Source organism: Rhodococcus koreensis (assembly GCF_900105905.1).
GTDB classification, from domain to species: domain Bacteria; phylum Actinomycetota; class Actinomycetes; order Mycobacteriales; family Mycobacteriaceae; genus Rhodococcus_F; species Rhodococcus_F koreensis.
This window is the reverse complement of the sequence record NZ_FNSV01000009.1, coordinates 25032-38697: the sequence shown is the minus strand read 5'-3', so window position 1 is coordinate 38697 and position 13666 is coordinate 25032. Positions and strand designations below refer to the sequence as shown.

The following is a 13666-nucleotide window of genomic DNA, read 5'->3' as shown; positions in this document are numbered from 1 at the left end:
TCGGTGGATTGCGCGTGCGGGCAGCGCCGGGGGTGCCTGCGGATCGTCGACGCGATGATCGGTCACCGGCGGGGCTCGTCGTCGCCGTGGGCGAGGGCCGCTCCTGATCGGGTGGCGCCTTGGTGGGTTTCGTGACCGGGCCCGTGTGTGCACGACGTTCCGCGGTGATCCGGCTGATCGTGGGTGTCGGGTGCTGTTGTGGGTACACCACCTTCAGCACCGTGGGAGTCGAGGACCGTACCGCCGATCGAGCACCGGACGTACCTCTGCCGGTGCGGCGAGCGCGCTGGGCGCCGCGGCGGTGAGGAGGAGCAGGTGATCGAGAAGAAGCCTTCCGACCGGGACGGCGTGCGGGACTGGCGGAAACCGGTGCGGGTGGACGGGCCCGCAGCCGCGACCGCGCCGGTGTGCCATCTGGTGGTGGGGTTCGACCGGTATCCCGCCAGCCATCGGGCGCTGTCCTTCGCCATGGGCCTCGGGGTCCCGCTCCGTGCGTATCTGCATGTCGCCCACGTCGTCGACCTCGACGATTTTCCGGTCGAGCCGGACCGGGACGATTGGGAACGGCGCATCGTCGAGACGGTCGAGCGGGACCGGACGGAGGCGTGCACCATGCTCGCAGCGCTGCCCGGGAACTGGAGTTACTACTCCCATGAGGGCAACCCGGCGCACCTGTTGGCGTCGATCGCCGACGCGAATGACGCCCTGATGATCATCATCGGCAGCTCACGGGGAGGGCTGGTGTCCGTCCTCGAGCGGGTGGTGGGGGAGTCGGTGTCCTCGCATCTGATCCACCATGGCCGCCGTCCGGTGGTCCTGGTCCCCGAACACATCGGCGGGCGCTGAGTGAGATGCCACAGCGAGGTCCGGTCACTCGCGCCGCGACTCGGACGCCGCGAGTCCGTCCCGTTGTGGCCGGGATGGGGTCATCCGTGGGCGAGGCGGCGTACGGCGCCGCGGAGGGTGTGTTCGATCTGGGGCAGGTCGACGTCCTCGGGGGCGGTGGCGGTGTTCTGGGTGGGGTTCCAGCTGATTCGGCGGTCGATCCCGGTGGCCGCGGCGGCGAGTTCGGTGCTCCACTCGCTCAGGGTCGGTTCGGGGTTGTCGACGCCCTCCCACTCGAGAATCCAGAGGGCGAGTGAGTTCCACTGCAGATCGGCGGCGTGGATGGTGCGGGTCGTCATCGGGTGGGTCCTGTTTCTGTGTCGAGGTTGGCGGGTCGCTGCGGTCGGTGATCTCGACGAGCATGGGTGGTGGTTCCGTTCCGGTGTCGCCCCGTCGGCGACGCCCGGGGGGCGAGGGTCGGGCACGGTGATGCGAGGGAGAAGGCTATCGGCCCGAGTTTCAGGCGTGCGGACTTATTCGCGTTCCGGCGCTCCCACGGATCGGCGGCTCAGCCGTTCGGTGATCTGGTCCGGTTCCACCAGCTCGAAGTAGCGCGGGTCGGGATTGGTTCGCGCCGCGACGATGTCGCCGTAGTTGATCATCCGGGTCGCAGCACCGAGATGGATTCTCTCGTGGGTGCCGACGTATCGGAAATGTGGCATGACGTTCCTCCCTCGCGGGCGTGGCCGGTGATCGGGCGCACCGCCGGACGGATATGGGGCGCCACCACCCACAATGCGTGCCGATCCAGCCTGGCTGGTTTCGCCGAGCCCCGGTTCCGCGTCGCTCGATCCGGGAGGCGCGCATACCCCGCCCAGTTCATCGTCCATTCCATTTTTTCTACTTACGAAGATTAGCAATTAATCGTTTGGTAGTGAACTGGGGTGGACCCCAGGATCTGGGGTGCGCCCCGGTTGTTTGCGGGTTCAGGGGGCGGATCGGTAGCGGGATTCGTAGGAGGCCTGCTCCTGGTCGAGTCGGCGTTGTTTGGTGGCGTTGAGGAGGCGGGGGTCGAGGCCGTGACTGACCAGGCGGTGGCGGAGGTAGATGTTCTTCAGGGCGAGGAGGAAGTACACGAACGGCAGGAACAGCAGCAGCACCATCCCGGTACGGATGATCCAGGGGCCGGGGATGAGCAGGAGCCCGACCAGGATCGGGATCAGCGGGATCAGGCAGCGGGTGGCGTAGCGGCGGGTGGCGCCGGGCCCGGTGGTGTCGCCCACGACCCAGCCGTGGAACTCGGCGGGCAGGGTCCTGCCCAGGACGTAGCCGAGGCGTTGCCGCGCGGTGGGCGTGGGGGTGGGAGTGGCTGCGGGGTTCTCGGTCATCGGTCCTCGTTCGTGGTGGGGGTGTAGTGGTGTTCGGGTAGGACGAGCATGCGGGCGTAGGCGATGGCAAGCGGGGTGGTGTCGAAGAGGTGCCGGTCTTCGCTGTCGGTGGTGGTGAACACCCCGAGCGCGGTCAGGGGGCGGAGGTGTTCGGGTTTGGCTCCGGAGATCAGGACGGTGATGTGCCGGTGCTCGAGCTTGGTGATGACGTCCTTGAGGACGATCGCGCCGGTGGCGTCGATGGCGGTGATCCGCGACATCCGCAGGATCACCACCTTGACGTCGGAGACGTCGGCGAGTTCGAGTAGGAACCGGTGCGCGGCGGCGAAGAACAGGGCGCCGTCGATCCGGTACGCGACGATGTGCTCGCGGAGCAGGTCGTGTTCCTCGGCGAGGTGGTCGTCGGTTTCGAGCGGGACCTGTTCGAGGCGGGCGGATTTCGCGACCGCGCGGAGCGCGAGGACGGCGGCGAACCCGACCCCGACGGCGACCGCGGTGACCAGGTCGAAGACGACGGTGACCAGGAAGGTGGCGACCATGACGATCGTGTCGGCGCGGGTGGCTCGGGTGATGGCCAGGATCGAGGCGGTCTCGACCATCCGCACCGTGGTCGCCAGCAGCACCCCCGCCAGGGCGGCGAGCGGGATCTGCGCGACGAGCCCGGCCGCCGAATACACGATCGCCGCGAGGATGAGCGCGTGGGTGAGGGCGGCGAGCCGGGTGCGGGCGCCGGAGCGCACGTTGACGGCGGTGCGGGCGATCGCCCCGGTCGCCGGGACACCGCCGAACAGCGGGGCGGCGATGTTCGCGAGCCCCTGCCCGAACAGTTCCCGGTCCGGGTTGTGGCGGGCTCCCACGGCCATCGAGTCGGCGGCGGTCGCCGACAGCAGTGACTCGAGTGCCGCCAGCGCGCCGACCGCGAGGGCGGGGGCGATCAGTGAGGTCAGCTCGCCGAGGTGCAGGAAACTCAGGGTGGGTGCGGCGAACCCGGCCGGAATGGTGCCGATCCGGGCGATGTCGAGGTGAAAGAGTTGCGCGATCAGGGTGGTGGCGGCGACCGCAATCAGGGAGAAGGGGACGCGGGGGAGGTAGCGGCCGCCGAGGAGGATGACCGCGGCCACCGCCAGTGCGGTCGCCGGGGTCAGCAGGGAGGGGTCCTGGGCGAACTGGCGGACGGCGTCGGCGGCGCTCTGCCACACCTTCTCCCCGGCGGCGCCGGTGATGCCCAGCGCGGCGGGAAACTGCTGCAACGCGATGACGACGGCGATGCCGGCGGTGAATCCCTCGATCACCGGGGCCGGCATGTACCGCACGGCCCGGCCCACCCCGGCGAACGCGAGGACGACCAGCACCATTCCGGCGATCAGCCCGACCGCGAGGACCCCGGTCGGCCCGTACTGACCGACGATCGGCACCAGCACCACGGTCATCGCCCCGGTCGGGCCCGACACCTGGAACCGGGACCCGCCGAACACGGCCGCCACCGCCCCGGCAATGACGGCGGTGGTCAGGCCGGCGGCGGCGCCGAGACCGGAACTGATCCCGAACCCCAACGCCAGCGGCAGCGCCACCAGCGCGACGATCAGCCCGGCGAGCAAATCTGCGCCCGGGGCACCAGCCGCGGGTTTCCACTCACCCCAGCGCGGCAGCAGCGCGGCCACCGACCGCGCCGCCCGCACGAGGGTGCTCTCGGCCGCGTCGGCCGGGCCGGTGGTGGTGGGTTCGGTCATCGACGTTCCTCGGTAGTGACGGCCAGCAGGCCATCTCCTCTATAGTTGCTAATGTTAGCAAGTAACCATCATGGAAAGTTGAGTGATGCGGGTAACCCCGATCACCGTCCTGCGGGGGGGGCGGATTCTGCATTGCACCGACTGCGGACGGTGGTGCCGGGTGTCGGCGCTGCGGGCCGGCGACGACCGCTGCCCCGGGTGTGGGCACCGGACGCTGGTCTCGGCCGGGACCGGACGGCCTCACCGCTCGGAACCCGGCACGGTCTCGAACTGATCCGTGCTGCCCGAGCGTTGCGCGTCCCGGGTCAGAACCGCGGTCGTGACCAGCGCGAATCCTTCTCACCGGAGGTGGCGTGAGTTCCCCTGCGGTGGAGGGCGTCGCCGAGTTCGAGCTCGGCCAGGCGGAGCTTGAGGGCCCCGAGTTCTTGGCGCAGGACGTCGGGCAGCGTGTTGCCGCCGATCCTCGCGTACCACTCGTCGATCAACCGGGTCTCGGCTACCCATTCGGTCGTGTCGACCTTCAGGGCGGCGGCGATCTTGGTGTGATCGAACTTCAGGCCCGTCAGGTCGAGGGCGCCCGGGGTGGGCACCAGGCCGATCGGGGTCGCCTCGGCGTCGGCGGTGCCCTCGATCCGCCGCAGCGCCCACTCGAGGATCCGGGAGTTCTCCCCGAAGCCTGGCCAGAGGAATTCGTCGTCATCGCCGCGGCGGAACCAGTTGACGTAGAAGATCTTCGGCAGCAACTCGGCGTTCGTCCGGGTGCCGATGTCGAGCCAGTGCTGGAAGTAGTCCCCGACGTGGTAGCCGAGGAACGGCAGCATCGCCATCGGGTCGCGGCGCACGACGCCGACCTGCCCGGCCGCGGCGGCGGTGGTTTCCGACGACAGGGTCGAAGCCAGGAACACCCCGTGCTGCCAGCTGCGCGATTCGGTGACCAGTGGGATGGTGGTGGCGCGGCGGCCGCCGAAGAGGATCGCCGAGATCGGCACCCCGGCCGGATCGTCCCATTCGGGGGCAACGGTCGGGCACTGGGTGATCGGGGTGCAATACCGCGAGTTCGGGTGCGCGGCAGGCTCTCCGGAGGCCGGGGTCCAGTCCCGCCGTTTCCAGTCCGTCAGATGCGCCGGCGGCGTGTCCGTCAGCCCTTCCCACCAGATGTCGCCGTCGTCGGTGAGGGCGACGTTGGTGAAGATCGAGTTGCCCCGCTCGATGGTGGCCATCGCGTGCGGGTTGGTGTGGACGCCGGTGCCGGGGGCGACGCCGAAGAACCCGGCCTCCGGGTTGACCGCATAGAGCCGGCCGTCGTCACCGAACCGCAGCCAGGCGATGTCGTCGCCGATGGTCTCGGCGGTCCACCCGTCGAGGGTGGGGTCGAGCATGGCCAGGTTGGTCTTGCCGCAGGCCGACGGGAACGCCGCCGCGATGTAGTGCACTCGCTGCTCGGGTGAGGTGAGTTTGAGGATGAGCATGTGCTCGGCGAGCCAGCCCTCGTCCTTGCCCATCTTCGACGCGATCCGCAGCGCGTAGCACTTCTTGCCGAGCAGGGCGTTGCCGCCGTAGCCGGAGCCGTAACTCCAGATGGTGCGCTCCTCGGGGAAGTGGGAGATGTATTTGGTGTGATCGCACGGCCACGGCACGTCCACCTGACCCGGGTACAGCGGGGCGCCGACCGAGTGCAGGCATCGGACGAATTCGGTGCCCGCGGTGAGCCTGTCCCAGACCGGGGTGCCGGAGCGGGTCATGATCTGCATCGACACCGCCACGTACTCCGAATCGGTGATCTGGACCCCGAACTTCGGCTCGGCCGCATCGAGGGGTCCCATGCAGAACGCGATGACGTACATCGTGCGCCCGGCCATCGCGCCGCGGTAATGCTCGGTCATCACCGTCTTCATGTCGACCGGGTCCATCCAGTTGTTCGTCGGACCCGCGTCCGCCTGGAACCGGGAGCAGATGAAGGTGCGGTCCTCGACCCGGGCAACGTCCTCGGGGTCGGAGGCGCACCAGAAGGAGTTCGGTTTGCGCTCCAGTCGCACGAAGGTGCCCTTGTCCACCAATTGTGTGGTCAGCCGGTCCCACTCGCCGGCGCTGCCGTCGCACCACACCACCTCGTCCGGTGCCGTGAGGTCGGCGATCTCGTCGACCCAGGACACGACGGCGGGATGCGCGGTCGGGGCAGTGCCGGCGCCGGCAGCGCCGGGGGCGGTGGGGGTGCTCACGGGTGTTCTCCTCACAAGAATCCGACAGAATGTGCTGCGTGCGGTGCGGTGCGTTCGATCACCGATGTGGATCGCGATACGGGACGGGATGGCCGAGGGCCCGGCTCACGTGGCGGGCGACCGCGGACACCAGCAGCCGGTCACCGAGAGACGGCAGCATCCGATCGGCGGGGGTGATCAGCGCCAACGCCCGCACACATGCGGCCACCACCTCGACCGTCACGGTCCGCACCTCGTGTCCACACAGCGCGGCGAGCAGCCCCGGCAGCACCAGCGCACCATAGGCGAAGCCGTCGGCCGGGACCGTCACCGTGCGACCGACTGCCGCACCGTCGGGGGCGCAGCCGGCGAGATCGACCAGGACATCGTTGTGGTCCATCACCCGGCGCAGCGGGAACGCCTCGGCATCACGCTCATGCCAGCTGCTCAGATCCCCGACCCCGGAGGCGATCAACACTGGAGCCAGCAACGGCGCCCACGACGCGCCGGTGATCACGACCCGGCCGGCGCGCGGCGGCACGCCGCGGCGGCGCAGGGTGGTGATCGCCGCGGCCGCCACCGCCGCCGTCAGCACGTCCAGTTCGGTGAGGACCACGGGCCCGCCGCGCCCGGTCACCGCACGCGCTACCGCCGCGGACTCCCGGTGCCCCACCCCGACCACGAACACCGCGGACACCCCCGTCGGGAGTCCCAGGATGCGCTCGGTCAGCACGTGCGGGTCGCCCGTGGTCACCGGAAGGCGCAGCGCGCGCATCGGGGTGTTCGCCCGGATGAGTGCCGCATAGTCCTCCATCGCGACCCACGGCGGCCGGGTCCGCGCCGACCCGGCCGTGCGCGAGCCGGTGGTGGACACCGCGACGACGGCCACGCTGATTCCCGTCAAGACCGGACCGCCGTCGGACGGACCACTGGCACCACCGTCGTGATTGTTCGTCACCGCCCACTTCTCTTTTCTCGTTTTCCGGTCGAGAGCGACATCTCCCACGCCACCCGATCGCACAATGTACGCACTTAAGAAAATTCGCAACCAACCCATGCAATGGGGGATTCCTGCCTTGGTGAGCCCCCGTCAGCCCCCGGTTTCACCCACCAAGGCAGGAGGTTGGGAGACGTCCTCGAGCACCTCGGCCTGCCCGGCCACCACCCCCGTCAAGATCCCCCGCGCCACCCGCAGGAGTTCGGCGATGCGGGGGGAGGTCAGCGCGTAGGACACCGACAGGCCCTCACGGCGGGCGGTGACCAGGCCGGCGCGCCGGAGGATCGATAGCTGCTGGGACAGGTTCGCCGGCTCGATTCCCACCTCGGGCAACATCTCGGACACGGCGTGTTCGCGTTCGCTGAGAAGCTCGAGGACCCGGATGCGCGCCGGGTGCCCCAACGTTTTGAAGAAGTCCGCCTTCATCTGGTACAGGGGTTGGCGCGAGTTCGCGGTCATGGCTCCTCCTGTCGTCCGGGTCGAGCCTGCGGCGGCGAGGTGCGTGTCGCGCTCGCCGCGTCGCCGGGTCTGCGGCCTCGCCTGCAACCTCCAACTCCGGCAGGTTGCATTACTTGCGAATCTTAGCAATTTGCTAGAATTCGCGCTGCAGAGCCCCTTCCGGCCCCGCATCCCGAAACCCGGGCGCCCGTAAAACGGTCGCGGCAGGCGCCTCGCCACCGAGGGGAGAGGACCGGACCGACCGCGCTGGTCCACGATCCCCACCCTGCCCGATGCCGGCAACCTACCGGTGGTGAGAGAGCCGATGAGCACAACCGATGCAGAGATGACAGCGCGACCGCGGTCACGGCGACCGGTGGAGACGATCGTCGCGATGCACCTCGGATTCGTCGACGCCTTCGGGTTCGTCCTGCTCGGCGGGTTCTTCGTCTCCTCGATCGAAGCCACCACTACCCGAGCCGGCGTCGCCCTCGGCAGCAGTTCGTGGTTCGTCGTGGGCCTGACCGGGGCCATCCTTGCCGGGTTCGTCGTCGGTGTCGTCCTGGCCGCGGTGGTCGGGCAGAAGTGGCCACGCCAGCCGGTACCACGGGTACTGCTGCTCGCGGCGGGCCTCCTCGCGGCGGCCGGCGGCCTCCACGCGGTCACCACCACCGCACCCCTGATCGGATTCGCCCTCGCCCTGGCCATGGGAGCCGAAGCCACCCTGCTCGAGACCGGCGGCCTGCTCGCCGACGCGGCGCGGTCCCTGACCGATCGACTCTTCGGCCGGGGACCCCATCGATGGGTTCGATACCTACAGCTCTGGGCTGCGGTCGCGGTGGGGGCGGCCGCCGGCGCGGCGACATACCGGGTGCTCGGGTTCGGCGCCCTCTGGATCGCCGCGGGCGCCGCCACCCTCGCCGCCTACGCCTTCAGAAACAACCCCACCGACCCGACCGACACCGCCGGCCCGTGTGGGCTGGAAAGGTAGGTGCCCCACCACCGATCGGCCAGCGCGGGGGTCGATCGGCCGATCCGGAGCAGACCCGCGAAGTCGCCCACAGGTCCCCCGCAGACCGCCGCCCGGCCGCGCAAGGCCGCGGTGTCACCGCGCGCCAGCGAGGCCCAGCACGACCCCTCGATGGGCCACCGCGCCCACCAGTGCCGGCGACAACGCCGGGGAGACAGCTATGCCAGGTCCCGGCGGAGCACGGCCCCGGACCCGCGGACACTTTCGCCGTGGCGTGTTCCCGGACGAGGGGTTAACTCGCGGTAACCAATCACCGTGTTCTGTGTTCGCGCCTGGTGGTTGGTCGCCGGTGTGTCTTCCATCCTGCTCCGCGGCCCGGGGACGCGGGGCAGCGTTTCGGGCGCGGAATCAGCCGAACTCCTCTTGTCCGGATCGGCGCTGGCCGCGCAGACTGAAGATGTTGCGGCGGAAGCGCCGGCCGTGCGGGCCGATCGGGTCACGCCCCCTGTGGGCGCCTGCTGCTCGTCACTCGATCAGGAGTTCCCATGCCCAGTCCCAGCCCCGGCTATTCGATCACCGTCCGCGTCCACGCACCGGTCGGCGTCGGCACCACGTCCACGTTGGCGGCAGCCATCGCGTCGGTGAAGGGCGCGATGACGGCGCTCGATGTGGCCGAGAGCCACCCCGACCACATGGTCATCGACCTCACCTGCGACGCCTCGGACGTCGCGCACGCCGACCAGATCGCGACCGCCATCGCCGAGGTGCCCGGGGTGACCGTCGGCAAGGTCAGCGACCGCACCTTCCTGCTGCATCTGGGCGGCAAACTCGAGGTGAACCCGACGGTTCCGCTGACACACCGCGACGACCTCTCCCGCGCCTACACCCCCGGCGTCGCCCGGGTGTGCACCGCGATCGCCGAACACCCCGAGGACGTGCGCCGGTTGACGATCAAACGCAACACCGTCGCCGTGGTCACCGACGGGTCCGCAGTCCTGGGATTGGGCAACATCGGTGCCGCGGCGTCGATCCCGGTGATGGAGGGCAAGGCGGCACTGTTCAAACAATTCGGTGGTGTGGACGCCTGGCCGGTGTGCCTGGACACCCAGGACCCGGATGCCATCGTCGAGATCGTCCGCGCCCTGGCACCCGTCTACGGCGGGATCAACCTCGAAGACATCTCCGCGCCACGGTGTTTCGAGATCGAGGCCCGGCTCCGCGACATGTTGGACATTCCGGTGTTCCACGACGACCAGCACGGCACCGCGATCGTGGTCCTGGCCGCCCTGACCAACGCGCTGCGCGTGGTCGGCAAGACGCTCGACCGGGCTCGGATCGTGGTCTCGGGTGTCGGCGCCGCCGGGCACGCCGTCATCCGGTTGCTCGTCGCCCAGGGCGGCACGAACATCATCGGTTGCGGGCGGAAGGGAATTCTGTCCCCGGACGACACCGCCGACGAATTTCGTACCTGGATCGCCGAGCACACCAATCCGGAGGCTCGGACGGGATCACTGCGGGACGCGCTGGTCGGGGCGGACGTGTTCATCGGGGTCTCCGCGCCGAACATTCTCACGGGTAAGGACATCGCGGCGATGGCCGACGACTCGATCGTGTTCGCACTCGCCAATCCGGTCCCGGAGGTCGATCCCGTCGTCGCCGGTGAACATGCCGCCGTGGTGGCCACCGGCCGGTCCGACTTTCCGAACCAGATCAACAACGTCCTCGCCTTCCCCGGGGTGTTCCGCGGTCTGCTCGACGCGCACGCGGTCGACATCACCGACGAGATGCTGATCGCCGCGGCCGGCGCGATCGCCGACAGGGTGTCGCCGCCGGAGCTCAATGCCACCTACATCGTGCCGAGCGTGTTCGACGCCACTGTCGCGCCGGCGGTCGCGGCGGCGGTCCGTCAGGTGGCCGAGAGGGGGCCACAGCCGCAGAAGTGAGCTACTCGATCGTCGTCGTGCGTGCGCCCGGGCGATCACCGCAGCGGGCACGAGGTGTCCCGATGCGTCGGCACGTGGGAATCGATCGAGTCGCAATGCTCGCCGGCCTGGCGAGGACCTTCCGGGTCTCCTTCGCGGTGACCTCGGGGGCCGCGGAGATCGGCCGGTTCGCGATCTGCCCGTGCGTTCCGTTCACCGCGTCAGGTCTCCGGATGGACCGGTGGATCAGCGGATCAGCGGGCTCGGTGTGTCGCGTCAGTCGCGGAGCTCGCCGATGTCTCCGACCCCTCCCTGCAGGTGCATCCGGCCGTCGGACAGTTTGTAGGTGACGCCGGCAATAGCGCAGGCACCACTTCCGACGCGATCGGCGATGATGCGCGAACGCTGCATCAGGAGAGCCCCGGTCTCCACGACGTGGCGGCCTTCGAGTTCGTCGACGGTGGTGAGGCCCTCTTTGCGACCCACCATGATCGACGGCGCCACCCGTTCGACGATGCTGCGGATGAAGCCGTCCGGAACCTTGCCCTTGTCCAGCGCGTCCAGCGTGGACTTCACGGCGCCGCAACCGTCATGACCCAGCACGACGATCAAGGGCGCGTCGAGGATCTGCACCGCGTATTCGATGGAACCGAGCACGGCGTCGTCGAGGACGTGGCCGGCCGTGCGGACGACGAACATGTCACCGAGTCCCTGGTCGAAGATGATTTCCGCGGCGACACGTGAGTCTCCGCATCCGAACACCACCGCGGTGAGGTGTTGCTCGGCGTCGAGCTGCGCGCGGTCGGCGATTCCCTGACCGGGGTGGATCGAGACTCCGCTGACGAAGCGCTCGTTACCCTGGCGGAGGGTTTTCCACGCGGCAACCGGGTTGGAGTGGGGCATGCGGTTATCGTGCACCCGCCCTGTTGCGGCTGCTCGGCGGGAACATTACGGCGACGGAAACTCCGGTTCGCGCCTCGCCGACGGGACGTGTGAGGAGAAGTGACGGGCGACGCCTCGTGCCGATCAGCCGGTGCGAGTCGGAGGCCTGGAATCTCCCGCGGCGTCGTGAGGGTGTGTGACCGCCCGACACATCCTGATGAGCGAGATCATGCTGCAGCAAACGCCCGTCGTCGGTGGCGCCCACTGGGGGGATGGGTGCAGTGGCGGGCGTCGAGCCAGACCGACATCCTGCGTGCTTCCGGCGGGCCACCATCGACGGGGGAGACAGCCCTCGATAGGCCTCGCGAGTCTCGTGTCCCGACCGAACCGCTGATCCGCAACCCGAGGGCATACCCCGGCGCGCGAATCACGGCCCAGCAGGAAGCCATGAACGCGATGATGTGGATTGGGGCGGCGCCCTCCTGGTGGTTGACGGCGCGGTCAGCCTGCTGACAGGGCCCATCACCTAGCGGGTCCTCCGACGTCCGGACAACCCCGAGCAGGAACCGCCCCGTGTCGACGAGGTCACCTCGAGCAGGGCCACCACACCGATGTCCTGCGGCCACCCGGCCTCGTCCGGCCACAGATTTATCACATCCTGGCGGCCAACCTCTCGATGAGCCTCACCCGATCCGTGCCGGATCGTCCACCCCGGAAAACGACATCGCCCGCCCGCCGTCTCCCCACCCCCGCGACCAGATCACCCGGCCGCCGTACCGCCACCGTCCGGGAACCCGCCGGGCCGTCGAGTCGTCACGCTCGATCGTCCACCTGGCGTTCGCGCACCCGCGCATAGCCACTGGTATCCGAGTCGGCGAACGGTCCTCGCACCTGATCCACCACGGCCGCCGCCCGGTGGTCCTCGTCCCCCCCACACACACACCAACACCGCGCCACCAGCAGCCGGTCGCTGAGTTGAGACGACCGACAGTCGGTCGCCGAGTCAGCCGGTGCCCTTGTGTCACCGCGTCTTCCGGAGCACATGCGCGTGAGGGGGCGCCCCGGCAGCGGTATCCGTCGGAGGCCTGCTCCTGGTCGCGTCGGCGTCGCTTGTGGAGACCGAGCAGGTGGGGGTCGAGGCGGTGGCCGACGAGCCGCTGCGGAGGTAGATGTTCTCTCGGGGCGAAACAGGGAGTACGCGAAGGGCCGGAACAGCAGCAGCACCATGCCGATTAGGATGAACCGGCGGACACCAGATTCCAAAACCCGTGAGCCTGACAGGAACTCGAACATCGTAACGGTAAACCGCGGTAACCAACCAATTGGGCGAACGGTGGTAGGTCCCGGCAGTCGGACTGAGGCGCAAGCCTCCATGCATGGGAGGAATCGCCTGTTGCGAGGAGGGCGGCGGAGCACCTGCCGATTGCTGATCGTCTCGGCACCTGGCGAAACCTCTACTGCGGCGGTCTGACCGCACACTTCGACGAGATCGGTACGCTGGAGTGGTGCCCGCTTTCTCGGCACTGGCCGCGTTGCCGTTCCACCGTGCTCCCCACCATCCCGCTCGTCCGCGTTTGGGGATGCGACCCGGTGAGGATCGAAACATGTCGCCAGCGCGGCATCCTGGCAATCGATATGCTCCCGCCCTGCAACGAGCCGAACACCCACCCGCCCACACCACCGTTCACACGCCGGAGAACCGATGCTGCCGTGCTTCGTGCCCCAGACGGTGCCTCCCACGTATCACCGCCGCCCAGCGCTCTAGAATGTGACGGTGGTCATCGTTTTCGAGGTGTTGCTGGTTCTCGCGGCTGTGCTCATCACGTGGTTCTCCCTGTACGTCGTCTACCGCTTGATCGACGGCGAATCGAACCGCCGATACCGGTAACCCTGCAGGGGTCGCCCGCACACGCATGATTGGGCGAGCGTCGACTCGATCGAGCGGGCCAAGGGCTGGCTGAGTTCGGCTAATCCAACCTGCGTACCCACGTCAGACATCCTGAAGCGTCGGGCAGCCGACGGGATCAACGAAGTCGACGCCATCGTTGAAGCGCACAGTCGCTTCGCGGTCGCGCCGATGCTCACGGATGAACCGGCCGGGATCTCCGCTGAGGCTTTCTCGCCGACCCGGGAAGCGAAGCCCACCCCACGTGCCTGACGTGACCGAAGACGATGTTGCGGTCGAGTAGATCAAGGCAGTGGGGGAGGGAATGGGTCGGCGACGTACATCTGTCGGTGTGCTGTCCCGGCGCGGGCACAGTATCGACATTGCGGGCAGGCCGGGACATTCGGTGAAGGAACGCCCAGTTCTTGATC

General features: G+C 68.9%; 11 protein-coding genes. 3 read left to right on the top strand and 8 right to left on the bottom strand.

From position 1 onward, the window contains the following. Positions 1-315 precede the first annotated feature (315 nt). The gene (locus BLV94_RS47485) at positions 316-846 is read left to right on the top strand and encodes a universal stress protein (protein ID WP_072950278.1); all 531 of its coding nucleotides are present in this window, start codon (positions 316-318) and stop codon (positions 844-846) included. An 80-nt stretch (positions 847-926) separates the two neighbouring features. Here the strand turns inward: BLV94_RS47485 and BLV94_RS47480 are convergent, their stop codons facing one another. From BLV94_RS47480 to BLV94_RS47450, 7 genes are all read right to left on the bottom strand, one after another. Further along, entirely contained in the window at positions 927-1184 is a 258-nt protein-coding gene (locus BLV94_RS47480) for a hypothetical protein (RefSeq protein WP_007298788.1), read from the bottom strand. A 174-nt stretch (positions 1185-1358) separates the two neighbouring features. Continuing rightward, positions 1359-1547, bottom strand: a complete 189-nt coding sequence (locus BLV94_RS47475; RefSeq protein ID WP_072950280.1) for a hypothetical protein — start codon at positions 1545-1547, stop codon at positions 1359-1361. A 264-nt stretch (positions 1548-1811) separates the two neighbouring features. Continuing rightward, complete coding sequence (locus BLV94_RS47470; protein WP_072950283.1) at positions 1812-2213, bottom strand: DUF5313 family protein; 402 nt, start codon at positions 2211-2213, stop codon at positions 1812-1814. Beyond that, positions 2210-3943 (bottom strand): SulP family inorganic anion transporter, encoded by a 1734-nt coding sequence (locus tag BLV94_RS47465; RefSeq protein WP_072950286.1) that lies wholly within the window; start codon positions 3941-3943, stop codon positions 2210-2212. The genes BLV94_RS47470 and BLV94_RS47465 overlap by 4 nt, the downstream gene beginning before the upstream one ends. 305 nt (positions 3944-4248) lie before the next feature. After that, positions 4249-6162, bottom strand: a complete 1914-nt coding sequence (locus tag BLV94_RS47460) for a phosphoenolpyruvate carboxykinase (GTP) (RefSeq protein WP_072950289.1) — start codon at positions 6160-6162, stop codon at positions 4249-4251. Between the two features lie 58 nt (positions 6163-6220). Further along, positions 6221-7099 carry a hypothetical protein gene (locus BLV94_RS47455; RefSeq protein WP_072950291.1) on the bottom strand — a complete coding sequence of 293 codons (879 nt, stop codon included), beginning with the start codon at positions 7097-7099 and terminating at the stop codon, positions 6221-6223. A 132-nt stretch (positions 7100-7231) separates the two neighbouring features. Then, on the bottom strand, positions 7232-7597 hold the full coding sequence (locus tag BLV94_RS47450) for an ArsR/SmtB family transcription factor (RefSeq protein WP_072950293.1): 366 nt from the start codon (positions 7595-7597) through the stop codon (positions 7232-7234). Positions 7598-7901: 304 nt separating this feature from the next. Between BLV94_RS47450 and BLV94_RS47445 the strand changes: the two genes are divergently transcribed. Both BLV94_RS47445 and BLV94_RS47440 read left to right on the top strand, forming a co-directional pair. Beyond that, positions 7902-8567 (top strand): DUF1275 family protein, encoded by a 666-nt coding sequence (locus BLV94_RS47445; protein ID WP_279635376.1) that lies wholly within the window; start codon positions 7902-7904, stop codon positions 8565-8567. Between the two features lie 524 nt (positions 8568-9091). Continuing rightward, positions 9092-10489: an NAD-dependent malic enzyme gene (locus BLV94_RS47440; protein ID WP_072950297.1), complete on the top strand. Its 1398-nt coding sequence runs from the start codon at positions 9092-9094 to the stop codon at positions 10487-10489. A gap of 255 nt (positions 10490-10744) precedes the next feature. On the opposite strand, the gene BLV94_RS47430 is transcribed toward BLV94_RS47440, so the two are convergent. Further along, on the bottom strand, positions 10745-11371 hold the full coding sequence (locus BLV94_RS47430; protein ID WP_072950302.1) for a carbonic anhydrase: 627 nt from the start codon (positions 11369-11371) through the stop codon (positions 10745-10747). Positions 11372-13666 lie beyond the last annotated feature (2295 nt).